Origin of the sequence: Alkalimonas mucilaginosa (assembly GCF_036327005.1) — a bacterium.
In the GTDB taxonomy this organism is placed as follows: Bacteria; Pseudomonadota; Gammaproteobacteria; order Enterobacterales; family Alteromonadaceae; genus Alkalimonas; species Alkalimonas mucilaginosa.
Window position 1 is genome coordinate 302,787 of record NZ_JAUGZK010000002.1, and the last position, 22,216, is coordinate 325,002.

Genomic DNA, 22,216 nt, shown 5'->3' on the forward strand with positions numbered 1-22,216 from the left:
ATGGACTGGAATAGCTGGTTGCCGCTGTTGATTGTGCTGAGCTCGTTGTTGCCAGGCCTATTGATTTTTAGCCTGGCGGAGCATCGTTTTGCCCTGCGCACCGCGCTGAACCTGGGCGGTGTGCTGGTGAAACTGCTGTTGGTGGCCTGGATGTGGCAAGGGGTCAAAGCCGGCGAAGATTATTACTTTGAGTTGCCGTTTTTACCCGGTGGATCTTTTATCCTGCATGGCGATGCATTATCGCTGCAGTTTGTGCTCTTGTCCTCGGTGCTTTGGCTGGTGACGACCTTGTATGCCATTGGTTACCTGGAAGGTTCACCACTGCGTTCGCGTTTCTTTGGTTACTTTAGTTTGTGCGTCAGTGCTACCGTCGGGCTGGCGTTGTCGGGCAATCTGATCAGTTTTGTGCTGTTTTACGAGCTACTGACCTTGGCCACCTTCCCGTTGGTGGTGCATCGCGGCACGGTAGCGTCGCTTCGAGCTGGCAGGCGTTACCTGGCCTACACCATCAGTGGTGGCGTGGTGCTGATGCTGGGGGCTGCATTATTGCATAGCCTGACTGGTAGCCCGGTATTTATGCCTGGGGGGTATTTAAGCCCTTTACTGGCTGAGCACAGTGGCTTGTTGATGCTGGCCTTTGTGTTGCTGATCACTGGGCTTGGGGTAAAAGCAGCCTTGTTGCCCTTGCATGGCTGGCTGCCTGAGGCCATGGTAGCACCTGCGCCGGTCAGTGCCCTGCTGCATGCGGTCGCTGTGGTCAAGGCCGGTGCTTTTGGCATTGTGCGGGTGGTGTACGATGTCTTTGGCGTCGAGGTGATGCAGCAGCTGGATCTAACCTGGCCACTGGTGTTGCTGGCCTCTGCCACTATTTTATATGGCTCCTGGCGCGCTTTGCAGCAGCAGGATCTCAAGCGTCGGTTGGCGTACTCGACCGTCAGTCAGGTGTCTTATGTCACGCTGGGTGTGGCGATGCTCGGGCCGGTAGCGGCTGTGGGCGGCCTGGTGCATCTGGTGCATCAGGGCGTGATGAAAATCACACTGTTTTTCTGTGCCGGTAACTTTGCCGAAACTTTGGGCATTCATAAAATTCGTGAGCTAAATGGCGTAGGGCGGCGCATGCCGCTTAGCAGCATGGCTTTTACGCTGGGGGCCTGCGGTATGATAGGGCTACCGGCAACCGCTGGCATGATCAGCAAGTGGTATCTGGCCAGCGGCGCGTTGGAGGCGGGGTATCCGCTGGTACTGTTGGTGCTGCTGACCTCCAGTGCGCTCAATGCGATGTATTTTCTGCCGCTGATTTATCGCATCTGGTGCCTTCCTACCGGCAACTTTCCAGCTCCGAAGCCGCTGTCAAAGCGTTTTGAAACTCACTGGATGCTGCTGTTGCCACCTGTGGTCACGGCATTGTTGATTGTGCTGATGGGACTGCTCGCAGGTACTGAGATTAGCCCGCTCAGCTGGAGCAAGCTGATTGTGGAGCGGGAGTTTAGTTATGACTGAGCTACAAGCCTTGCTATGGCCTGGAGCCGACTTTTCGATGCCGCAGGGGCCTGTGGCACTCTGGTTTGGCTTTACCTTGCTGCTTTGGCTCTGTGCCGGTCTGTATAGCCTTAGTACCATCAGCAAGCGCAAAACTCTGTACTGGAGCAGCTTTAGTCTTGCCATGGCTGGCAACCTGCTGCTGTTACTTGCGCAGGATGTGCTGGGTTTCTATCTCGGCTTTGCCCTGATGAGTCTGTCGGCTTATGGCCTGGTGATCCACAGTGGTCAAAGTGCAGCCCGGCGCGCCGGACGTTTGTACCTGCAGTTGGCTATCTTAGGTGAGCTGTTGCTGTTTGCGGCTTTGTTGTTGCGGGTGGATGCTGCCGGGGGGGCCTTGGTGATAGCGGACTTAAGCTCCGCTGCATTAACACCGCTCACTCTGGCGCTGCTGTTGCTGGGTTTTGGTTTGAAAGCCGGGTTTTTCCCGCTGCATATCTGGTTACCACAAGCGCACCCGGCGGCACCGGCACCAGCCAGTGCGGTGTTATCCGGCGCCATGATCAAAGCCGGTTTGTTTGGGCTCTGGCAGTTTATTCCGGCTGGTGATGCGCTGTTAATGCACTGGCTGCCCTGGTTGCTGGTGCTGTGCTTTAGTTCGGCTTTGTTCGGTGCCTGGCTGGCATTGCTGCATCGCAAACCCAAGGTGGTACTGGCCTATTCTTCGGTCAGCCAGATGGGCTATTTACTATTAGCACTGGTGTTGTACTGGAGTAGCCCGGCCGATTACCAGGTTCAGGCGGCCTGGTTGCTGGTGTGGTATGGCTGTCATCATGCCTTGCTGAAATCGGCATTATTCCTGGCGTCAGGGGCTGTGAGCAGCTACCGGTTGCAGGGCTGGCACTGGCTGGCGCTGCTATGGCCGTTAGTCAGCCTTACTGCGTTACCACTGAGCTCCGGTGCTGCGGTCAAGTATGGTTTAAAGGAAGGGCTCGGGCAGAGCAGTTTTGTGGATTGGCCGCTGCTGCCTGCTGTACTGATCTTGGGGGCGTTTAGCACGGCCTTGTTGGCCTGGCATTTATTGGTGTTGTTGCGTCAGCAGCATCAGCCAGCAAATCCAAGACTGCCGGTCACTGCCAGCCTTGGCTGGCTGCTACTGGCGCTGGCTTCGCTGAGCATGCCCTGGTGGCTGACAGCGCTGCAGCCGCTCTGGTGGCAGGCGCTACAGCCTGGCGCTTTGTTCGCTGCGCTTTGGCCAGTCGTATTGGCAGCTTTGTTGTACGGGTATTGGCTAAAACAAGGCCGGCCGCTTCCAACAGGCTGGCAGGATCCACTTAGCCCGGCGCTGGGCTGGTCTTTGTGGTTAAAATCCTGCTATCAGACCAAAAGCAATCGTGAGTTTGGGCTGCAACTGCCAAAGTGGCGGCGGCAGGAGCGTCGTGCCAACCGCTGGCTCAACCAACACGCGTTGTTACCGCTTGGCAGCAGCACCTTGCTGGCCGTGGTGCTGCTGCTTTGGTTACTAAGCTGAATCTAAGGCTTTAGCACCGCCAGTAAGATGGTGGCGAACAAAATCAGCACCGGCATTTCATTAAACCAGCGGTAAAAACGACCTGTGCGGTTATTCCGGTCAGCTTTAAAATCGGCCAGCAATTTAAAGCAGTAGCCATGGTAGCCATAGAGGATGGTCACCAGCAGCAACTTGTAATGCAGCCAGCGGCTGGCACGAAACCAGTCCATGCCGTAAGCCTGGATCAGTAAGAGACCAAACACCAGCGTCAGGATGGCAAAGGGCGTCACAAAAAACAGCAAGCGACGCTCCATCACTTTGAATTGCGCCTGAATATCCGGGTTGTTGGTTTCGGCATGGTAGACAAAAAGCCGCGGCAGGTAAAAGATACCGGCAAACCAGGCCACCATAAAAATCAGGTGCAGCGCTTTATAAATCAGTAGTAATGTCATAGTAAGTTATTCTGTTTTACCAATAAGCTTTGGACCTGATCCCAGCGTACCAAACCTACAGGCTCTGGGTGTTGCCGGGTATCGTCGATAACGCAAACGGCCCCTTCACGACTTGCTTCCAGCAAGTGGTGTACTTCAGCCATGGTGGCTTGCTGGCTAACTACCGGCACCGGCAGATAGTGGATAGCATCCTGTCCTGTCAGTGACAAGCTAACATCGTAACTGGCCAATTGATACTGAGGTTCGTCATCCTTCGTGCTTTTAAGCAGCAGCAGTTCATCGGCCGCTAAGCGATCCAGTTGCTGGCGAGTGCTTGCTTCATCGGCCTCAATCATCAAGTGGTAACGATGATCAAGCTGCGCCAGTACGCCAACTTTTTGCAGCAGATCAGCCGCCGGCGATACTTTATAAGGCAATTGCAGGAAATCCAACTGCATCAAAAACAGCGATTTGGTGTGACAGAACTGCACCCCGGTGACATAAGCAGTCGCAATCACCAGCATGGCAGGCAAGATAATATCCGGGTTGGAAGCCAGCTCCATCACAGCCACCAAAGCTGCCAGTGGGGCATGCAGGCAGGCCGCCATCAAACCTGCCATCCCAAGCACGGCATAGGTACCGGCATGATCACTGTGGCCATGCAGTAGGCCGGGAAGCAGCGCCAGCAAAGTGCCAAAGACGATACCGATACCGAAGATAGGACCAACTACACCGCCAGGAACGCCAAGACCAAGGGCAAAAATGGTTAAAATCATTTTGCCGACAAAGAGCGCCAGTAACAGTTGCACATCGGTTGGTGCTTCCACGGCGTATTGAATGGCACCGGTTTCAGCACCCATGGCTTGCGGTATCAACATGCCTACGGCGGCTGTGATAGTTGCTGCCAGTAATAAACGGACTGGTAAGGGCCAGTTTTTAAACCAGCGGATAATACGCATCATATTGGTGTTAAACACAAAAGCGACCATACCAATAAGCACACCACACAAGATGAGGTAGGGGAAATGCCAGCCAGGCAGAGTGCTGATTTGTAAAATGGCCAGCTCGCGCTCCATGCCAAAGACCTGCCGGGTGATCAGTGCACCCACTACAGCGGCCAGCATAACTGGGATAAACACATGGATACGGTATTCCCGGAGCACTACTTCCATTACGAAGATCACAGCGGCCAGCGGGGTATTAAACGAGGCGGCAATACCAGCGGCAATACCACAACCAACCAGGGTGCGAATGCTGTTGTAGGGCAGCTTTAATTTCTTGCCAACAAAGCTGGCACCATAAGCACCAAGGTGTACCGATGGGCCTTCCCGTCCAACGGAAAAACCACTGGCCAGAGCGGCCACACCGCCGAAAAACTGATTAAAGGTGTTACGAAATGGCATCAGGCCGTACATGGTTTTCATACGGTGAATCACAAATGGAATGCCCAGCCGATAATGCTTATAGCCAGTGAGTAACGCAATCAGGCCGATACAAAAAGCACCGATAAAAGGCAATAGCCAGCGAAGTTCCTGGGCTGCAGTTGAGAAATCGTCGAATTTATCCAGATAAAGACTTTGCAGTGCTATGATTGCCAGCCGAAATAACACAATCAGCACTGCAGCCAGTAAGCCCCCTAGTGCTCCTAGCAGGCAGAGTTGCAACGAAGTTTGTGGCAGGGCAAGTTGTTTGCGCAAGCCAGGCAATGTTTGGTGCAGCCATTGCAGGCTCTGGGACCATCGTTTCATTGTAAGGCGGCATTGGACTCAACTTCCTATAGTGTAACAGACTGGTGTAAAAGCAGAAATTTTTTCCTTCATCCTGGTATTTGTACAATACTTGAATAAAACAGTCAGGTATTGGATAATTCGCACCTTAGTTTTGCTCTTGGAGTATGTATGTCAGATTTTCAGGTACCACTGGAATTTACCGATGCTGCCGCCGAAAAAGTACTGGCGCTGGTAACTGAAGAAGAAAATCCGGAACTGAAACTGCGTGTCTATATCACAGGTGGGGGCTGCTCAGGCTTTCAGTATGGTTTTACCTTCGACGAAAAAGTGAATGAAGGGGATTTCGTGCTGGAAAAGCAGGGGGTCAGCATGGTGGTAGATCCAATGAGTCTGCAGTACCTGATGGGAGGAACTGTCGACTACACCGATGGTTTGCAGGGCAGCCGTTTTATTGTCAGTAACCCGAATGCTACGACAACTTGTGGCTGTGGTTCATCTTTCTCTGTTTAATGCTGATAAGCGGTAAAGATGTTATTTACCGCTGTGTTAGCCAGATGATCCCTGCTAGCAAAACGCCAATCGCCAGATTAAAAATGGCAATATAAATAAAACCTTTCTTGCCTTGCTGCATGCTAAGCCCCTGGCTTTGCAAAAACCAAAACCAGGCTGCAAACATCAGTAAGGGCAGCAAAAAAATCAACCGAATCATGATACTCCCAGACTTCATGTGTTCATTGATTGCCAGTATAGAAGAAAACAACCTCGCTGACGAATTCACATATGACTATGTTGCTCATCAGGTGGATGCTTTCCCTATTATAGGTTTTTCCTAACGGTTACTGCTCAAACTGTCAAGGCAAACCCTGTTTTTTAACTCCTGTAACTGTACGCTTGTCGCATCCTATGCTTTAATGGGGGTGTTTTCATGACGCTTGGTTTCTGCCGACGTCATGAATGTGGGCATAAATCCTCAGGACTTCATAATAAAAGCGTCTTAAACGCTGGGAGTACATCATAAAATGAAAGGTGGTAAAAGCGTTATTTCTGAAGAGAATAAGCGGCTTTGTGTTTGGTTAAAGCGTCAGCGCCAGGAAAAAGGGCATACAATGCGCAGTTTGTCTGAATTGCTGGGAACTCCGCATTCCTTTATTGGTAAGGTGGAAAATCAGGAGCGTCGGCTGGATGTGGTTGAATTTATTCGCTACTGCCAGGCATTGGATGTTGATCCTGCAGAAGGGTTGAAACAGGCTTTGAATTAACAAGCTATTCAATTACAAAGGGATACCAGCCGGTATCCCTTTTTTCATGACGCAGGCTTATCCGATGCAGATTGCAAGACAGGCTCCGCAAAGACAGTTTTTTTCTGGATAAGCAAAATAAGTAGCACAGCAGGAGCGCCCAGTAAGGCCGAGAAGATAAAAAATTGACTGTATCCCATCATATCCACCCACACACCTGCAAATCCACCGGTAAACTTTGGTAACAATAACATCAGTGAGCTAAACATGGCGTATTGGGTTGCCGTGAAGGCCAGGTTTACCAGTGACGACAAATAGGCAATAAAAGCACTGGTGGCGATGCCTGCACTGAGGTTGTCTGCTGAGATCACCACCGTAAGCCACACAAGATCATGGCCAATATGGCTGAGTACAGAAAACAATACATTGGTCACCGCACTGAGGATAGCACCAAGTAAAAGAATGCGGAGAATGCCGAAACGGGTGATCAGGTAGCCTCCGAGTGCAGCACCTAACAGGGTCATGATCACGCCATAAACTTTAGAAACAGTGGCAACTTCCTCTTTGCTGAACCCCATATCCACGTAAAATGCATTTGCCATCACACCCATGACGATATCGGATAATCGATAGCAGGCAATCAGCGCCAGGATAAGCAAAGCTTGCCATTTATAACGCTGGAAAAAGTCGATAAAAGGTGCCACAGCAGCTTGTTGTAACCAGAGAGCGAAACGATGCAGCGGGCTGCCTTCACTGCGCTGCGCCTGAATGAGTTGGCTGCTTGGCTCTTTGCTGAAGAAGGTGGCCAGAATACCTAAGAGCATACAAAGAGCCATCACCCCATAAGCTTGTTGCCAGCCATGCAACTGATAATCACGGCTACCACCGGAAAATACAGCAGCTAGCCACAGGGTGCCGGCAGAGGCAAAAATCATGGCGAGCCGGTAGCCGGTCAGATAGGCCGCCGCCAGAGCGGCCTGGACCTCTTTGGGACCACTTTCGATGCGAAAGGCATCCACATTGATATCTTGAGTGGCCGAAGCAAAAGCAAGAAGCACCGCAAAGCCTGCCATCATTGCTAGGTTTTGTTGAGGATCGCTGCTGGCCATGCCAAAAATTGCAAGCATTACCAATGTTTGTGACAGCAGCAACCAGCTTCGTCGTCTACCCAGCCATCGATGCAGTTTGGGCAATGCCAGGTGATCAGCCAGCGGCGACCAAAGCCATTTAATACTATAGGCCAGAGCGACCCAACTGAAGTAACCGATTTCAGCACGCGATACTTCCGCTTCCCGTAGCCAAAAAGACAAGACGCCAAAAACCAGCATCATGGGCAAAGCGGAAGAAAAGCCAAGTAAGAAAATGATGGCAACCCGGCGTTGGCAGTACAGCTGAGCAGCGGATGCGAAAGAGGATATTAGAGACAAAACAGGCTCACTTTTCTGGGTTACTAAGATACTAGCTTACCTTGCTCGTAGAGAGGGTCAAGCTGTTGCCATTATAAAGGTCAGGGACGAATTCCAACACAATCCAAAGGTATATTGCCTTTGCCACGCAGATAGCTAAGGCAGTGTTGAATGTTTTGCTGCAGTACCTGATCGGTTTTTAGTTGTTGCTCTGGCCAAAACTCCAACTGATGCAGCAGATGCCAGAATACCTGCTCCTGATGATTTTGTGGTGTTTTTAATTGAATGCCAAACTGCGCCCACTCTTCCAGTGTGTCCCAGATAAAGAGATGTAGCTCCTGATATGGGATCCTGCCCCGAAAGTAGCGGGCGGTGTAAAATATCAGTTGGCGCGTCTTGAGTTCTATAAATTGTTCCAGCATACACCGACCTCTGTACTTGTGATGCTTGCAAAATAGATTGCTGCTATTGCAAGTATAGCTGGCCGGTATGCTGCTGTCGGGAAAAATAGCCGCTGTTTTATTTAGCCTTCAGGAACCAGGCTGATGCGATGCAGCACAATGGGCTCCACTGGCACATCTGGCCAGCCAGTAACTTTATGTTGTGCTGTTTCCCACGCATTCGCCTGCTGCAACGCATCCATACCAGCCATGACGCGGCCAAAAACGGTATAGCCCCAGCGGGCACCCGGGTTCAGATTATCGTTGTCGGATAAGTTGAAATAAAACTGGCTGGTAGCGCTATGTGGATTGCTGGTGCGGGCCATGGCAATGGTACCCATCTCATTACGCAGGCCATTGCCGGATTCGTTAAAAATAGCATCAAGCGTAGTAATAGGCTCAAAATCTTGATTATAACCACCGCCTTGCAGCACAAAGTCACGAATCAGGCGGTGAAAAACTGTGTTGTTGTAGCGCTGGGTTTTGACATAACTTAAAAAATTATTGACAGCGATTGGTGCTCTGCTGCGATCCAGTTCCACGGTAATATCCCCTAACGAGGTGTGCAGTATCACCTTGGGAAAGAGGTTGTCCGGTTGCAAGCTTTCACCTGCTGTTGCCGCTTGGCTGAGCCAGAACAGTCCTGCAAATAAGCTAATCACAAGAGTTTTCATGCATGTCTCCTTAAATACTGCTGCCAGTGTATATCCGAGAGGATATCCTGCAGCACCCGTTCTGTCAGTTGGCTCAGTTCTCGTTCGACTGAGGCCGGATCTACTTTAAATGGTGCAGTATAACTACTGTTGCCATGAAAGCGCTTGCGGTAATGCCCGGCTTTTGAGCTGATGGCAACCTCAATGACTACCTCGGAATGGACTTCATGATCGAGTGGGTGTTGTTTCGCTTTGGCCTCCAGGGTCAGCACATTAAATTGCAAGGTTGTTTGTGCTGCTGGATCCAGCCGAGCTCCGGCGGCTATAAAATGTTGTCGCAGTTGTTGTTGCAGCGTGTTACGCCAATCGGTTTTGTTTTGTAGGCTGACTGTCTGCTCTGCTTTTTGGATGCTTAGCATCGCCGGTTTAGCGCGCTTATCCTGCAATTGCCAATGGAAGCTGGTTGCATTTAAGTGCAACTGAGGTGTCGTTTCAATACCCGGACTGACAAACAAAGGGCGGAGTGGGCTGGCACAACCAGACAACACCAACCCCAACAGCACGATTAATGGCAACTTCATCTTCTTCGCTCCGATTCAAGAATAACAAACTTGGGGTGACTGGCCAGACAACGTACCCCACCAAACAGCTGTGTTAGCTCTTGTGCATAAGGTAGGTGGCGGTTCGCTACGATCCGCAGTTTACCGCCGGGTTTTAGTGCCCGAAATGCATCCGTGAACATTTGGCGGGCCAGATGGGTTGTCACTGTATCCTGTTGGTGGAACGGTGGATTGCATAGCACCCAATTCATACTCTGATCGGCCAGTTTGCTCAGACCATCATCCTGTAAAAAAGTGCAATTCGGCAGCAGCTTCGGCAGGCTGAGTTGCACGCTTTGCTGTGCTGAAGCTACTGCCATAGCAGACTCATCACAAAAGGTGACAACGAGCTCAGTGTTAGCCGCCAGTGCCGATAAACCCAGCACTCCATTGCCACAACCTAAATCGACCAGTTGTTCGCCGGCCTGGGTCTCTGGCAGGTGTTGTAAAAAGAAGCGGGCACCAACATCAAGCTTTTCTCCGCTGAACACATTAGCATGATTGACCAGTTGCAGGCCTGTGCCTGTCAATGGCCAGATCTTTGGCCATAATGATTGCGGTTTTTGTTGTACTGCTGCGGGTTGGCAGTGCAGGTAGCGGCACTTTCGAATAGCTAGTGAGGCCTTGCTAGGCCCGATATGCTGGCTGAATAATTGCAGCAGGTTTTTATGGATATCACGGGCCCTGGCCGCCACAATCAGTTGTTGGCTGTTGGTGATAAGTGGGGCTAATTGCTGCAGCTGAAAGCCGAGAAAACCGTGATCGCGCGGAACCCTTAACAGGGTGAGTGCTGCAGAGTCTGGCAGTGGTGCCAGGCTATCTATAAAAGTTAACTGCTTGGTAGCTAGCTGGTTTAGTTGGAGATTAGCCAGGCAGGCTTGTTGGCTGATATAGGAGTCGCTGCTGTGTACCAAGGTTAATTCCGGGTACCGAGCAATCAGGGCACAGGTTAAAGCACCAAACTGATCGTTCAGCAGTAGCACCGGCAAAGCGCTTCGCTCAGAAACTGATAGCATTTCCAATTGACGGAATGCTTCAGTCAGTAGCAGCTCATCCACAGCATCCCAGGCTTGCAGATTGATGAAATTAGTCTCGGCTGGCCAGCGCTTTAATTGCAGATGGATTTCTGCCAACGTAAAATGCGTATTCATGCAAATTCAGCTTAAAAAGAGTGACAGCTATTTTGACACGTGTGGATAGGCAGCTCAAGCCAGAGTGCTGGCAACTACCTGATGCTCATTTGCTGCTTTGGCGCGGCTGGTTGGCAGAGCCTGAGGCTTGTGCCGGTTATCAGCAACTGGTGCAGCAGCTGGCATGGCAGCAGCCCTCTATCCGGCTATTTGGCCGTGAACATCCGATCCCGAGACGTCAGGTCTGGATGGGGGACAGCACTGCCCACTATCGTTATTCAGGAACCTCCTTTGCACCAGAACCATGGCACCCCCTGGTTGCCATGTGGCAACAGCAACTATCACAGCAGTTGGAGCGGCCCTTTAACTCGGTGTTGCTAAACTGGTACCGAGCGGGGACTGACCATATGGGATGGCATGCCGATAATGAGCCTGAGCTGGGGCCTGAACCCGGTATTGCTTCGCTAAGCCTGGGGCAGGCCCGGCGTTTTGATTTAAAGCATCGCTATCAACCCTGGCAGTTGCAACTGGAACTGGGGCATGGGGATCTCTTGTTCATGTCCGGCAGCACCCAGCAATACTGGCTACACCGAATTCCTAAACAAAGCCGTCTAACGGCTGGACGACTAAATTTGACGTTTCGTTATATTGTGCCCTTTGTTTAGACCAATTTATTTTTTCATGAGCCACCAGCCGGTTAGCTGTCAACAAAATGCTTGACAGTAAAAAGGCACTGGCAAGTCCGGTGGACTTAACTAGAGTAAAAGAGAAGGACCAATAAAGGATGAAGTCTATGTTAATCCACACGCGTATTGAGCAGAAATTACTGGATGCATTTGATCCTGTGGTGTTGGAAGTAACCAATGAGAGCCACATGCACAATGTACCGCCCGGTTCAGAATCTCATTTCAAAGTGGTGATTGTGACCCCTCAGTTTGATGGTATGCGTTTATTACAGCGCCATCGTTCCGTCAATGCTATTGTTGCTGAAGAATTGGCACAAGATATCCACGCTTTGGCTCTGCATACCTACACTCCAGGTGAATGGTATGAATACTATGCAGAAAAACCTCCGGCATCGCCCAAATGCATGGGAGGAGAGAAAAAAGTCCCAGTCTGACCTCTGCTCGCTGCCACCTGAGTATTCCATGCTTGGGTGGCAGCGATAGTAGTCGGGCTTTTCTCGCTACCTGGCAGCCAGCCTGTTAAAATTGCCTGATCCGACCAGCTTTGTCTGCTAAAGTCTTACACTAGTCGCAATTTCCTCACTGAATAACAGGACTGAATGATGGTAATTCAACCAAAAATCCGTGGTTTTATCTGTACCAATGCCCACCCAACCGGCTGTGCAGCCCATGTAAAACAACAAATCGAGTACGTACAGCAGCAGGGTGCTATCAGCAATGGGCCTAAAAATGTGCTGGTGATTGGCGCTTCTACTGGCTATGGTCTGGCATCTCGTATTGCAGCAGCTTTTGGCTCGGGTGCCAAAACCCTGGGGATTTTCTTTGAAAAGGAACCAACGGCCAGCAAAACAGCCTCGGCTGGCTGGTACAACACCGCTGCTTTCGAGCAGGAAGCCAGCAAAGCGGGCCTGTGGTGCAAGCACATCAATGGGGATGCTTTTACTGATGAACTGAAAGCCACAACCATTGATGTGATCCGGCAGGAAATGGGCAAAATTGATTTGGTGGTGTACAGTTTGGCAGCCCCTCGGCGCAAAGATCCGGTATCCGGTGAAATATACAGCTCGGTACTGAAACCTATCGGTAAAGCCTACACAGAAAAAAACCTCAATACCAGCAAGCGAGTGATAGAAGAAGTCAGTGTTGAGCCAGCCAACGACGATGAAATTTTCAATACGGTCAAAGTGATGGGGGGGGAAGACTGGGAGCGCTGGCTGGATCAATTGAATGCAGCAGGTGTGCTGGCCGAGAACTGCCAGACAGTCGCTTATACCTATATCGGCAAGGAACTGACCTGGCCTATTTATGGCAAGGCCACCATCGGGAAAGCGAAAGAGGATCTGGATCGTGCCGCAGCGGCTTTGACAGCTAAGCTGGCCGATAAGAAAGGCAAAGCCTATGTTGCCTCGCTCAAAGCGGTGGTGACTCAGGCCAGTTCTGCCATTCCGATTATGCCGCTCTATATCTCCTTGCTGTACCGGGTGATGAAGGCAGAGGGTAGCCATGAGGGCTGTATTGAGCAAATTGATGCTTTGTTCCGTCAGGGATTGTATGCAACTTCACCGCAGTTGGATGAAGCTGGCCGCTTGCGTCAGGACGCTAAGGAACTGGCTGAGCATGTGCAAGCGGAAGTAAAAGCTCTGTGGCAGCAGGTAGAGACCGATAACATTGATACCCTGACCGATTATGCCGGCTACCATCAAGACTTCTTACAGCTGTTTGGTTTTGGTGTGGATGGGGTGGATTACGAAGCCGATGTAAACCCGGAAGTACCTTTGCAGCAATTGCTTGATTAATACCTGGTATCAGCCACCTGCGGGTGGCTTTTTTACAGCTGTGTTCGCAGTGTGCAATGTGAGTACGACCAAAGTTGGCATGGCGATGCCATGTCTAACCAAGTAAAATAACAGGATTTTGGTGAAAAATTGCGCAAATTGACTAGACTAGAATGCATTGGATGCGAGCGTGATAAATTTTTAGGATCACATAGATAGCTGTAGCGTTTGATGGTAAAATCCGCGCCTTTACTACGTGTATCCGACTTAGGAGCCACCATTTTCGTGGAAGTTCCCTAACTGCCGGGTGCGCTGCGAGGCCTGCAGCTGAAATAACTAAACCTGTTTCTTCCCAAACTAGTAGTGCAAGTACGTATGATAAAACTCAAAAAAGGCTTGGACATTCCCCTCGCGGGCAGTCCTAAACAAGAGATAACCGACGGGCCTGCTATAAAACGCGTCGCCGTGCTCGGCGAAGAGTTTCATGGTATGCGTCCGACCATGTTGGTCGAAGTTGGTGATACCGTAAAAAAAGGCCAGGGCTTGTTTGAAGACAAGAAAACCCCTGGTGTTATTTTTACGGCTCCGGCTGCGGGCAAAGTGGTTGAAATCAACCGTGGTGCTAAACGGGTATTGCAGTCTGTAGTGATTGAAGTGCAGGGCAGTGATGCTGTGCAATTCGAGAAATACAGTCCAGAGCAACTGGTAAGCCTTAGCTCAGAACAGGTGCGTAAAAACCTGGTTGAGTCCGGTTTATGGGTTGCATTCCGTACCCGGCCATTTAGCCAGACACCAGCCATTGATAGTACCGCAAAAGCGATCTTTGTCACCGCGATGGATACGCATCCGCTGGCTGCCGATCCTGCTGTGGTGATCAAGGCGCAGGCTAGTTCCTTTCAGCATGGCCTGACAGTGTTGCGGCATTTAACCGATGGCAAAGTGTACTTGTGCAAAAAGGCAGGTGCTGATGTGTCGTCAGTGACAGGCGTAGAGGTTGCTGAGTTCGCCGGGCCGCATCCTGCTGGTTTGCCAGGGACTCACATTCACTTTCTGGAAGGTGCTTCCATTCAGAAAGTGGTCTGGCACATTGGTTACCAGGATGTGATTGCGATTGGTAAGTTGTTTACCAGTGGCGATTTGCCTGCTGAACGTGTTATTTCATTAGCCGGTCCTGTAGTGAAATCTCCACGCTTGTTGAAAACAGTGCTGGGTGCTTCTGTCGAGGAATTGACCGCCGGTGAACTTACCGATGGTGAACACCGTATTATTTCAGGATCGGTACTGGCCGGTACTACCGCGCATGGTGTGCACGGTTATCTGGGCCGTTTCCACAGTCAAGTGTCGGTGTTAGCTGATGGCAGCGAGAAACACTTTTTAGGCTGGATTGCTCCGGGCAGCGAGAAGTTTTCCGTTACCCGTGCTTATTTAGGACATCTGAGCTCTAAAAAGCTGTTTAACATGACCACTACCACCAACGGCTCAGCCCGTGCCATGGTACCGATCGGTAATTACGAGCGGGTCATGCCATTGGATATTCTGCCCACTTTGTTGTTGCGTGATCTGTGCTCCGGTGATACCGACAGTGCCCAGGCACTTGGCTGCCTTGAACTGGACGAAGAAGACTTGGCACTGTGTACCTTTGTGTGCCCAGGCAAGTATGACTACGGTTCCATTCTGCGTAGCTGCCTGATGACGATCCAGAAGGAAGGCTAATCATGAGTTTAAAGCATTATTTAGAACGCATTGAACCGCAGTTTGAAAAAGGCGGCAAATACGAGAAGTGGTATGCGCTGTACGAGGCCATTGCTACTGTCCTTTATACGCCGGGCTATGTCACCAAAAATAAGACCCATGTTCGCGATAGCATTGACCTGAAGCGAATTATGATCTTTGTTTGGCTGGCTTTGTTTCCAGCCCTGTTCTTTGGCATGTTCAATGTTGGACACCAGGCTGTTGCAGCATTGGCGGAAGGTTTTGGCACGCCGGATACCTGGCAGGTCGCTATCTTCCATCTACTTGGTGGTAGTCTGACGGAAAGTTCTGGTTGGGGCATGAAGATGCTCTACGGTGCTTGCTGGTTCCTGCCAATTTACGCCACGGTTTTTGTGGTGGGTGGTTTCTGGGAAGTGCTGTTTGCCTCGGTGCGTAAGCACGAGGTGAATGAAGGCTTCTTCGTTACTTCTATCTTGTTTGCGCTGATCCTGCCTGCAACCATTCCGCTGTGGCAAGCGGCCCTGGGTATTACCTTTGGTGTGGTGGTTGCGAAAGAAGTCTTTGGTGGTACTGGCCGTAACTTCCTGAACCCGGCGCTGGCTGGCCGAGCGTTCCTGTTCTTCGCCTATCCGGCGCAGATTTCCGGTGATGCGGTTTGGACTGTGGCCGATGGTTATTCAGGAGCAACTCTGCTCAGCCAGGGACAAAATGCTACCCTTGATTACAGTGATATGCAGCTGTGGTGGGATTCCTTCTATGGCTTTATTCCGGGTTCTGTCGGCGAAACCTCGACGCTGGCGCTATTGATTGGTGGCTTGGCGTTGATCTACTTCCGTATTGCCTCCTGGCGTATTGTGCTGGGTGTTATGGTTGGTATGGTGTTGACTGCCTTGCTATTCAATGCCATTGGCTCAGAGAGTAATCACTTGTTTGCCATGCCTTGGCACTGGCACTTAGTGATTGGCGGCTTTGCAATCGGCATGTTCTTTATGGCAACCGATCCGGTGTCTGCATCATTCACCAATCAGGGCAAATGGGCTTACGGTATTCTGATTGGCTTTATGGTGGTGATGATTCGTGTGGTAAACCCGGCGTATCCGGAAGGCATGATGCTGGCGATCCTGTTTGCGAACCTGTTCGCGCCATTATTTGATTTCTTCGTGGCTCAGGCCAATATCAAACGGAGGCTGGCACGCAATGTCTAGTAAAAACGATACCATCAGCAAAACACTGATCGTCGTCATATCCTTATGCCTGGTGTGTGCTTTTGTGGTTTCCACAGCGGCAGTGCAGCTGCGCCCTTTGCAGCAGGCCAATATGTTGTTGGATGCGCAGACTAATATTTTGCGCAGTGCCAAAGTGTTAAAAGGTGGCGAAACTACCGCTCAAATCCAGCAGCTGTTTAAGGATAGAGTTGAAACGCGGATTGTTAATCTAGAAACTGGTGAGTTCACAACGAAAGATCCGATGCAGTTTGATTACCGCGCTTCGTGGCGAGATCCTGAACTCAGCACACAGCTTAGCAAGCAGCAGGATGTAGCTTCTATCCGCCGCGCGCCGCATTATGCACCGGTTTATCTGGTAAGTGATGATGCAAATGAGCTGAAATCCATTGTGTTGCCAGTTCATGGCTATGGTCTGTGGTCCACCATGCATGCTTTTATCGCACTGGAAACAGACGGCAATACCATTATTGGTATGAACTACTACGAGCAGGGTGAAACACCTGGCCTGGGTGGTGAAATTGAAAATCCACGCTGGATTGGGCAGTTTGAGGGTAAAAAGCTGTTTGATGAGCAAGGCAACTTGGCTTTGACCGTTGTGCGTCCTGGCAATGCTTCAGATCCAAACCATGAAATTGATGGCTTATCTGGCGCAACCCTGACGGCCAATGGTGTGCAAAATACCTTTACCTTCTGGATGGGTGAGAAAGGCTTTGGTCCTTTCCTGAGCAAAGTTCATCAGGGAGCATTGAATAATGGCTAATGCAAAAGAAATTAAAACCGTCCTGTTTGGCCCAGTCTTTGCAAATAACCCTATTGCACTGCAGGTGCTGGGTGTCTGTTCTGCACTGGCGGTTACAACACAGATGGCCACAGCACTGGTGATGTGCTTTGCACTGACCTTTGTACTGACGTTATCGAACTTGTTTATTTCGATTATCCGTAATCACATTCCGTCCAGCGTACGGATCATTGTGCAAATGACCATCATTGCCTCCCTGGTAATTATCGTTGACCAATTGCTAAAAGCCTTTGCTTACGATGTATCCAAAGAGCTGTCGGTATTTGTTGGTCTGATTATTACCAACTGTATTGTGATGGGGCGTGCTGAAGCCTATGCAATGAAAAGCTCGCCTGGCATGAGTTTCCTGGACGGCCTTGGTAATGCCTTGGGTTACAGCCTGGTCTTGCTGGTGGTTGCTTTTATCCGCGAACTTGGTGGTGCCGGCTCAGTGTTTGGTGTGGAAATTCTGCCTCTGGTAAGCGAAGGCGGCTGGTACCAGCCAATGGGTATGTTGTTGTTGGCACCTAGTGCTTTCATCATTATTGCCTTCTTTATTTGGGTGCTGCGGACTTTCCGTCCAGAGCAGGTTGAGCAGGCATAAGGAGCTGACAAGTGGGTTTAGAACATTATTTAGGTTTATTTGTCCGCGCTGTCTTTATTGAAAACCTGGCGTTGGCGTTTTTCCTTGGCATGTGTACTTTCCTGGCAGTGTCCAAGAAAGTCACTACTGCCTTTGGCTTGGGTGTCGCGGTGATCGTGGTACTAGGCTTAGCCGTACCAATCAACAACGTGGTATACCACAATCTGTTGGCACCTGGTGCTTTAGCCTGGGCTGGTTTCCCGGATGCTGATCTTAGCTTCCTGGGTTTCATCACTTACATTGGCGTTATCGCGGCCATGGTGCAAATCCTGGAAATGACACTGGATAAGTTTTTCCCGGCACTTTACAACGCGCTGGGGATCTTCCTGCCTTTAATCACAGTAAACTGCGCCATCTTCGGTGGTGTTGCTTTCATGGTAGAGCGGGATTACAACTTTGCAGAAAGCGTGGTTTTTGGTCTGGGCAGTGGTGTTGGCTGGGCGCTGGCGATTACCTTGCTGGCCGCTGTGCGTGAGAAACTGAAATACGCTGATATGCCTCACGGCATTCGTGGCCTTGGCTCTACGTTCCTGATTGTAGGTCTGATGGGTCTTGGCTTTATGTCGTTCTCCGGCGTTTCATTGTAAGCAGTAGAAGGAAAACACGATGCAAGAGATAATTCTTGGCGTAGTGATGTTTACAGTGGTCGTAGTGGCCCTGGTTTTCATCATTCTAGCCGCCAAATCCAAACTGGTTGCCAGTGGTGAAGTCACTATTCTGATCAATGGTGATCCGGAAAAAGCCATCAAAACCAAGCCTGGCAGTAAACTGCTGGGGGTTCTGGCTGATAAAGGCATTTTCCTGTCATCAGCTTGTGGTGGTGGTGGTTCCTGTGGGCAGTGTACTGTTCATGTCCACTCAGGTGGTGGTGAAATTCTGCCAACGGAACTGGATCACATTACTAAAAAAGAAGCCCGTGAAGGTTGTCGGTTGTCCTGTCAGGTTGCAGTGAAAGGTGACATGGAAATCGAAGTGGAAGATGAAGTTTTCGGCATCCGTAAATGGGATTGCGAAGTCATCTCCAATGACAACAAAGCGACCTTTATCAAAGAGCTGGTACTGCGCATTCCTGATGGTGAATCGGTACCTTTCCGTGCCGGTGGTTACATTCAGATTGAAGCACCACCGCATCATGTGAAGTACAAAGACTTCGATATTCCAGAAGAATATCGTGGCGATTGGGACCGCTTTAACTTCTTTAGCCTGGAATCCAAAGTGGATGATGAAACCATCCGTGCCTATTCCATGGCGAACTACCCGGAAGAAGAAGGCATTATCATGTTGAACGTGCGGATAGCTACACCGCCACCAAACAACCTGTCCCTGCCTTGCGGTAAGATGTCTTCCTTTATCTGGAGTCTGAAAGAAGGCGATAAAGTGACGATTTCTGGTCCGTTTGGTGAGTTCTTTGCCAAAGAAACCGAAGCAGAAATGGTATTCGTCGGTGGTGGTGCAGGTATGGCACCGATGCGTTCGCACATCTTTGACCAGCTGCGTCGCCTGAAATCCAAGCGTAAAATGTCGTTCTGGTATGGCGCTCGTTCCAGCCGTGAAATGTTCTATGTGGAAGATTTCGATATGCTGGCTGCCGAGAACGACAATTTTACCTGGCATGTGGCCTTATCGGATCCACAACCGGAAGACAACTGGGAAGGCTACACCGGCTTTATCCACAATGTCTTGTACGAGAACTACCTGAAGAACCACAAAGCACCAGAAGATTGTGAGTTTTACATGTGTGGTCCGCCAATGATGAACAAAGCCGTGATCAACATGCTGAAAGATTTGGGTGTTGAAGACGACAACATCATGCTTGATGACTTCGGTGGTTAATTCTTTCTTATGTTGAAAGTACACTACAAACTCTGGCTGGCCCTTATCGGGCTGGCCATTTTCGTTTCTTGCAGCCCTGTTCAAACTGACAGCCGGATAACACCTGAGCGTTTGCATGGTCAAACCATGGGTACCTATTATGTGGTGTCAATTTTTGCAGGTGAGCAAGATGTTGATTATGCCGCTTTGCAAGTGGAGATCGATGCCGAGTTGGAGTTAGTCAATCAACTGATGTCGACTTATATTCCAGACTCGGAACTGATGCGCTTTAACCGCTGGCATAGTACGCAGCCATTTTTATTGTCAGAGCCTACAGCCGAGGTCATAGCCGAGTCGATCCGTGTTGGCCTGGAAACCGGGGGCTTGCTGGATGTTACTATCCGCCCTCTGGTTGAGCTCTGGGGCTTTGGTGCTGAAGGCCGTATTACCAGAGCACCTGAGAGTGAGCAGTATCAGGCTATACTGCCTTATGTTGGCATTGATAAGTTGACTCTGGATGGGCTTTGGCTTAGTAAAGCCGACCCCCGTGTTTCGGTGGACCTTTCCACCATAGCGAAAGGGTATGGCGTTGACAGAGTAGCTGATTTACTGGATAGCAAAGGCTTTGCTGCGTATCTGGTTGAGGTTGGTGGTGAGATCCGCGCGCGTGGTCCAAAGCCCGATGGCACGCCTTGGCGCATTGCCATTGAAAAGCCCGATGCTGATGGGCGGGCGGTACAACGCATTATTGAGCCTGGTGATTTGGCATTGGCCACGGCGGGTGATTACCGCAACTACTTCGAGCAGGATGGGGTGCGTTATTCACATATATTGGATCCACGAACCGGCAGACCTACGCAGGGACGGGTGGTATCCAGTACCGTATTGCACGAGTCCTGTATGGTGGCGGATGGTTATTCCACAGCATTGCTGATTATGGATGCTGATGAGGCATTGGCTTTTGCCAACCGCATTGGTCTGGCTGCGATACTGATTGTGAAGACGGATGATGGCTTTGTTGAACGTGTCAGCGATACGTTTGAATCTTTTGTGCAGTCAGGTGGAGCGACGTCACGATGAGTACTTTTTTACTGACTTTTGTTATTTTGTTGCTGGTAGTCGTTGCTATGGCCGTAGGGTATCTGGTTCAACGCAAAACCATCAGCGGCAGCTGTGGTGGGCTGGGTGCTATTGGGGTTGAGAAAGCCTGTGACTGCGACAATCCTTGTGAGAAACGCCAGGCCAGAATGAAGAAAGAACAGTTCTGGCAAGACAATAAAATTATTTGAGCTTGTTATCGTAAAGCAGAACTGCCAGTTGTACTGCCACAAAGGCTGCATTTGGCTTGTTCTGCTTTTTGTTTTCAGAAATAATGACTTTTTATCACGATGGAAGCCATTATGTCTTATCCACACCTCACCGCGGTAGCATCACTGCAATCCGCGCTAACTGAAACAGAGTTCGATGCACTGATAGTGCTTGCCAGCGACTTTAATCACCCAGAGCTTAGTACTTTGGCCGTAGTGCTCCAGACGGCCGCTCAAGTCGATCAACGCATAGGCCAACAGCTGGCAAGCCTCCCCTGTAGCCTGGTGCCTGGCCAGCGATTGATTTTGGCGCCTATTGGGACTTTGGATCGTGACTACGATGATGTCCGCAGTTATGCCGATGCAGCCAAACAAGCAATACAAGTTGCCAAAGACATGGGGGCGAAAGCGCCACTGCTTTGGGTTGAACCACAGCAAAGTCCTTTGTACCAACAAGCCGCGGCTGTCAGCTACCTGGCAATGTGCCAGGCCTTATGGCAACCGTTGGAAGGTCGTGAAGTGGTGGGGGAAGAAAAGCTTGAACCGGTTCAGCGCATTGGTTTGTGTGGCATTGCTGCTGAGCAGGCAGAGGAGTTGATGGCGATTGAAGCAGGCAGAAGGTTGGCCCGTGATCTGGCCGGTACTGAACCAGAGCGGATGAGTGCACTCAACTTTGCCGCCTACTGTCAGGAAGCCTTTGCAGGCAGTGCTGTGCAGGTGGAAGTGGTGACGGATATAGCCACTTTGCAACGGGACTATCCGCTGATGATGGCTGTCGCACGCAGCTCGCTGGCTGTGAAGCGTCATCACCCTGCTGTGATCCGTCTGAGCTACAACCCGGACGGGGCTGTGGCACAAACATTACTGTTGGCAGGTAAAGGCCTGGTGTACGACACCGGTGGCGCTGATCTTAAAGTGGGCGGCAGTATGGCAGGCATGAGCCGGGATAAAGGTGGTGGTGCTGCTGTGGCTGGCTTTATGCTGGCGATTGCCGGTTTAAAGCCACAAGGCATCAAGGTGGTGGCCGAAATTGGTGCCGTGCGTAATAGCATTGGCTCCGATGCTTTTGTGCCGGATGAGGTACTTACCAGTCATGCCGGGGTGCGGGTCCGCATTGGCAATACCGACGCTGAAGGACGTCTGGTGCTGGCCGATTTGCTGTCGCATTTGCGGGAACAGGCACTGAATGAAGTGACACCACAGATCTTTTCGATTGCCACCTTAACCGGTCATGCAGCCCGTGCAGTCGGGCCTTATACCGCCCTGGTTGAGAATGGGCCCGCCCGTTTACTGCAGTTGGCTTCGACCCTGCAACAGCAGGGAGATATCTGGGGTGATCCTTGCGAAATTTCCCGTAGCCGGCGTGAGGACTTTCAGTTTATTCAGGCCAAATCTGCTGCCGAAGATGTTTTGAGCTGTAACAATGCGGCTTCATCGGTCACGGTGCGGGGACACCAGTTCCCGATGGCATTTTTGGTGGAGGCTTCAGGTTTGTCAGCGCACGGCCAGCATCAGGCTAAACCCATACCCTATCTGCATCTGGACATTGCCGGTAGTGGTGTTGATGGGGGGGACTGGATCCACGGTAAACCCTCTGCAGCCCCTATACTGGCTTTGCTTGCCAGTACCCTCAGTAGTTAAAGACACCGCTAGCTTGGCT

Annotated in this window: 24 protein-coding genes; 16 read left to right on the plus strand and 8 right to left on the minus strand. The window is 50.7% G+C overall.

Annotation, left to right across the window (positions count from 1 at the left end):
* Positions 1-1,500, plus strand: a complete 1,500-nt coding sequence (locus QWF21_RS03755) for a complex I subunit 5 family protein (protein ID WP_330086702.1) — start codon at positions 1-3, stop codon at positions 1,498-1,500.
* Positions 1,493-3,010 carry a proton-conducting transporter transmembrane domain-containing protein gene (locus QWF21_RS03760; protein WP_330086703.1) on the plus strand — a complete coding sequence of 506 codons (1,518 nt, stop codon included), beginning with the start codon at positions 1,493-1,495 and terminating at the stop codon, positions 3,008-3,010. The genes QWF21_RS03755 and QWF21_RS03760 overlap by 8 nt, the downstream gene beginning before the upstream one ends.
* Before the next feature lie 2 nt (positions 3,011-3,012).
* On the opposite strand, the gene QWF21_RS03765 is transcribed toward QWF21_RS03760, so the two are convergent.
* Positions 3,013-3,441 carry a CopD family protein gene (locus QWF21_RS03765; protein WP_330086704.1) on the minus strand — a complete coding sequence of 143 codons (429 nt, stop codon included), beginning with the start codon at positions 3,439-3,441 and terminating at the stop codon, positions 3,013-3,015.
* Complete coding sequence (locus QWF21_RS03770; protein WP_330086705.1) at positions 3,438-5,168, minus strand: chloride channel protein; 1,731 nt, start codon at positions 5,166-5,168, stop codon at positions 3,438-3,440. Before QWF21_RS03770 ends, QWF21_RS03765 begins: the two co-directional genes overlap by 4 nt.
* A gap of 150 nt (positions 5,169-5,318) precedes the next feature.
* Here QWF21_RS03770 and erpA point away from each other — a divergent pair, with 150 nt between their 5' ends.
* A complete protein-coding gene (gene erpA, locus QWF21_RS03775; protein WP_330086706.1) occupies positions 5,319-5,660 on the plus strand; it encodes an iron-sulfur cluster insertion protein ErpA in 342 nt (113 codons plus the stop codon).
* Positions 5,661-5,685: 25 nt separating this feature from the next.
* Here the strand turns inward: erpA and QWF21_RS03780 are convergent, their stop codons facing one another.
* Positions 5,686-5,859: a hypothetical protein gene (locus tag QWF21_RS03780; protein WP_330086707.1), complete on the minus strand. Its 174-nt coding sequence runs from the start codon at positions 5,857-5,859 to the stop codon at positions 5,686-5,688.
* A 310-nt stretch (positions 5,860-6,169) separates the two neighbouring features.
* Here QWF21_RS03780 and QWF21_RS03785 point away from each other — a divergent pair, with 310 nt between their 5' ends.
* Complete coding sequence (locus tag QWF21_RS03785) at positions 6,170-6,409, plus strand: helix-turn-helix domain-containing protein (protein ID WP_330086708.1); 240 nt, start codon at positions 6,170-6,172, stop codon at positions 6,407-6,409.
* Positions 6,410-6,453: 44 nt separating this feature from the next.
* On the opposite strand, the gene QWF21_RS03790 is transcribed toward QWF21_RS03785, so the two are convergent.
* From QWF21_RS03790 to QWF21_RS03810, 5 genes are all read right to left on the minus strand, one after another.
* Positions 6,454-7,815, minus strand: coding sequence for an AmpG family muropeptide MFS transporter (locus QWF21_RS03790; RefSeq protein ID WP_330086709.1), 1,362 nt, complete (start codon positions 7,813-7,815; stop codon positions 6,454-6,456).
* An 80-nt stretch (positions 7,816-7,895) separates the two neighbouring features.
* Positions 7,896-8,216 carry a hypothetical protein gene (locus QWF21_RS03795; protein WP_330086710.1) on the minus strand — a complete coding sequence of 107 codons (321 nt, stop codon included), beginning with the start codon at positions 8,214-8,216 and terminating at the stop codon, positions 7,896-7,898.
* A gap of 101 nt (positions 8,217-8,317) precedes the next feature.
* On the minus strand, positions 8,318-8,908 hold the full coding sequence (locus QWF21_RS03800; RefSeq protein WP_330086711.1) for a peptidylprolyl isomerase: 591 nt from the start codon (positions 8,906-8,908) through the stop codon (positions 8,318-8,320).
* Positions 8,905-9,468 carry a YajG family lipoprotein gene (locus QWF21_RS03805; RefSeq protein ID WP_330086712.1) on the minus strand — a complete coding sequence of 188 codons (564 nt, stop codon included), beginning with the start codon at positions 9,466-9,468 and terminating at the stop codon, positions 8,905-8,907. The genes QWF21_RS03800 and QWF21_RS03805 overlap by 4 nt, the downstream gene beginning before the upstream one ends.
* On the minus strand, positions 9,465-10,637 hold the full coding sequence (locus tag QWF21_RS03810; RefSeq protein WP_330086713.1) for a methyltransferase: 1,173 nt from the start codon (positions 10,635-10,637) through the stop codon (positions 9,465-9,467). Before QWF21_RS03810 ends, QWF21_RS03805 begins: the two co-directional genes overlap by 4 nt.
* Positions 10,638-10,678: 41 nt before the next feature.
* Between QWF21_RS03810 and QWF21_RS03815 the strand changes: the two genes are divergently transcribed.
* The 12 genes from QWF21_RS03815 to QWF21_RS03870 all read left to right on the plus strand — a co-directional run bounded on the left by QWF21_RS03815 (position 10,679) and on the right by QWF21_RS03870 (position 22,197).
* The gene (locus QWF21_RS03815; protein WP_330086833.1) at positions 10,679-11,281 is read left to right on the plus strand and encodes an alpha-ketoglutarate-dependent dioxygenase AlkB family protein; all 603 of its coding nucleotides are present in this window, start codon (positions 10,679-10,681) and stop codon (positions 11,279-11,281) included.
* A 128-nt stretch (positions 11,282-11,409) separates the two neighbouring features.
* A complete protein-coding gene (locus QWF21_RS03820; protein ID WP_330086834.1) occupies positions 11,410-11,736 on the plus strand; it encodes a BolA family protein in 327 nt (108 codons plus the stop codon).
* A 168-nt stretch (positions 11,737-11,904) separates the two neighbouring features.
* On the plus strand, positions 11,905-13,098 hold the full coding sequence (gene fabV, locus QWF21_RS03825; protein WP_330086714.1) for an enoyl-ACP reductase FabV: 1,194 nt from the start codon (positions 11,905-11,907) through the stop codon (positions 13,096-13,098).
* Between the two features lie 354 nt (positions 13,099-13,452).
* The gene (locus tag QWF21_RS03830) at positions 13,453-14,790 is read left to right on the plus strand and encodes a Na(+)-translocating NADH-quinone reductase subunit A (protein ID WP_330086715.1); all 1,338 of its coding nucleotides are present in this window, start codon (positions 13,453-13,455) and stop codon (positions 14,788-14,790) included.
* Between the two features lie 2 nt (positions 14,791-14,792).
* Positions 14,793-15,995, plus strand: a complete 1,203-nt coding sequence (locus tag QWF21_RS03835; protein WP_330086716.1) for an NADH:ubiquinone reductase (Na(+)-transporting) subunit B — start codon at positions 14,793-14,795, stop codon at positions 15,993-15,995.
* Positions 15,988-16,776, plus strand: a complete 789-nt coding sequence (locus QWF21_RS03840; protein ID WP_330086717.1) for a Na(+)-translocating NADH-quinone reductase subunit C — start codon at positions 15,988-15,990, stop codon at positions 16,774-16,776. Before QWF21_RS03835 ends, QWF21_RS03840 begins: the two co-directional genes overlap by 8 nt.
* Entirely contained in the window at positions 16,769-17,398 is a 630-nt protein-coding gene (locus QWF21_RS03845; protein ID WP_330086718.1) for an NADH:ubiquinone reductase (Na(+)-transporting) subunit D, read from the plus strand. The genes QWF21_RS03840 and QWF21_RS03845 overlap by 8 nt, the downstream gene beginning before the upstream one ends.
* 11 nt (positions 17,399-17,409) lie before the next feature.
* Positions 17,410-18,024, plus strand: a complete 615-nt coding sequence (nqrE, locus tag QWF21_RS03850; protein ID WP_330086719.1) for an NADH:ubiquinone reductase (Na(+)-transporting) subunit E — start codon at positions 17,410-17,412, stop codon at positions 18,022-18,024.
* A gap of 19 nt (positions 18,025-18,043) precedes the next feature.
* A complete protein-coding gene (gene nqrF, locus QWF21_RS03855) occupies positions 18,044-19,270 on the plus strand; it encodes an NADH:ubiquinone reductase (Na(+)-transporting) subunit F (RefSeq protein WP_330086720.1) in 1,227 nt (408 codons plus the stop codon).
* 9 nt (positions 19,271-19,279) lie between these two features.
* A complete protein-coding gene (locus tag QWF21_RS03860; protein WP_330086721.1) occupies positions 19,280-20,329 on the plus strand; it encodes an FAD:protein FMN transferase in 1,050 nt (349 codons plus the stop codon).
* On the plus strand, positions 20,326-20,538 hold the full coding sequence (gene nqrM / locus QWF21_RS03865) for a (Na+)-NQR maturation NqrM (protein WP_330086722.1): 213 nt from the start codon (positions 20,326-20,328) through the stop codon (positions 20,536-20,538). The genes QWF21_RS03860 and nqrM overlap by 4 nt, the downstream gene beginning before the upstream one ends.
* A gap of 111 nt (positions 20,539-20,649) precedes the next feature.
* Positions 20,650-22,197 (plus strand): M17 family metallopeptidase, encoded by a 1,548-nt coding sequence (locus tag QWF21_RS03870; RefSeq protein ID WP_330086723.1) that lies wholly within the window; start codon positions 20,650-20,652, stop codon positions 22,195-22,197.
* Positions 22,198-22,216 lie beyond the last annotated feature (19 nt).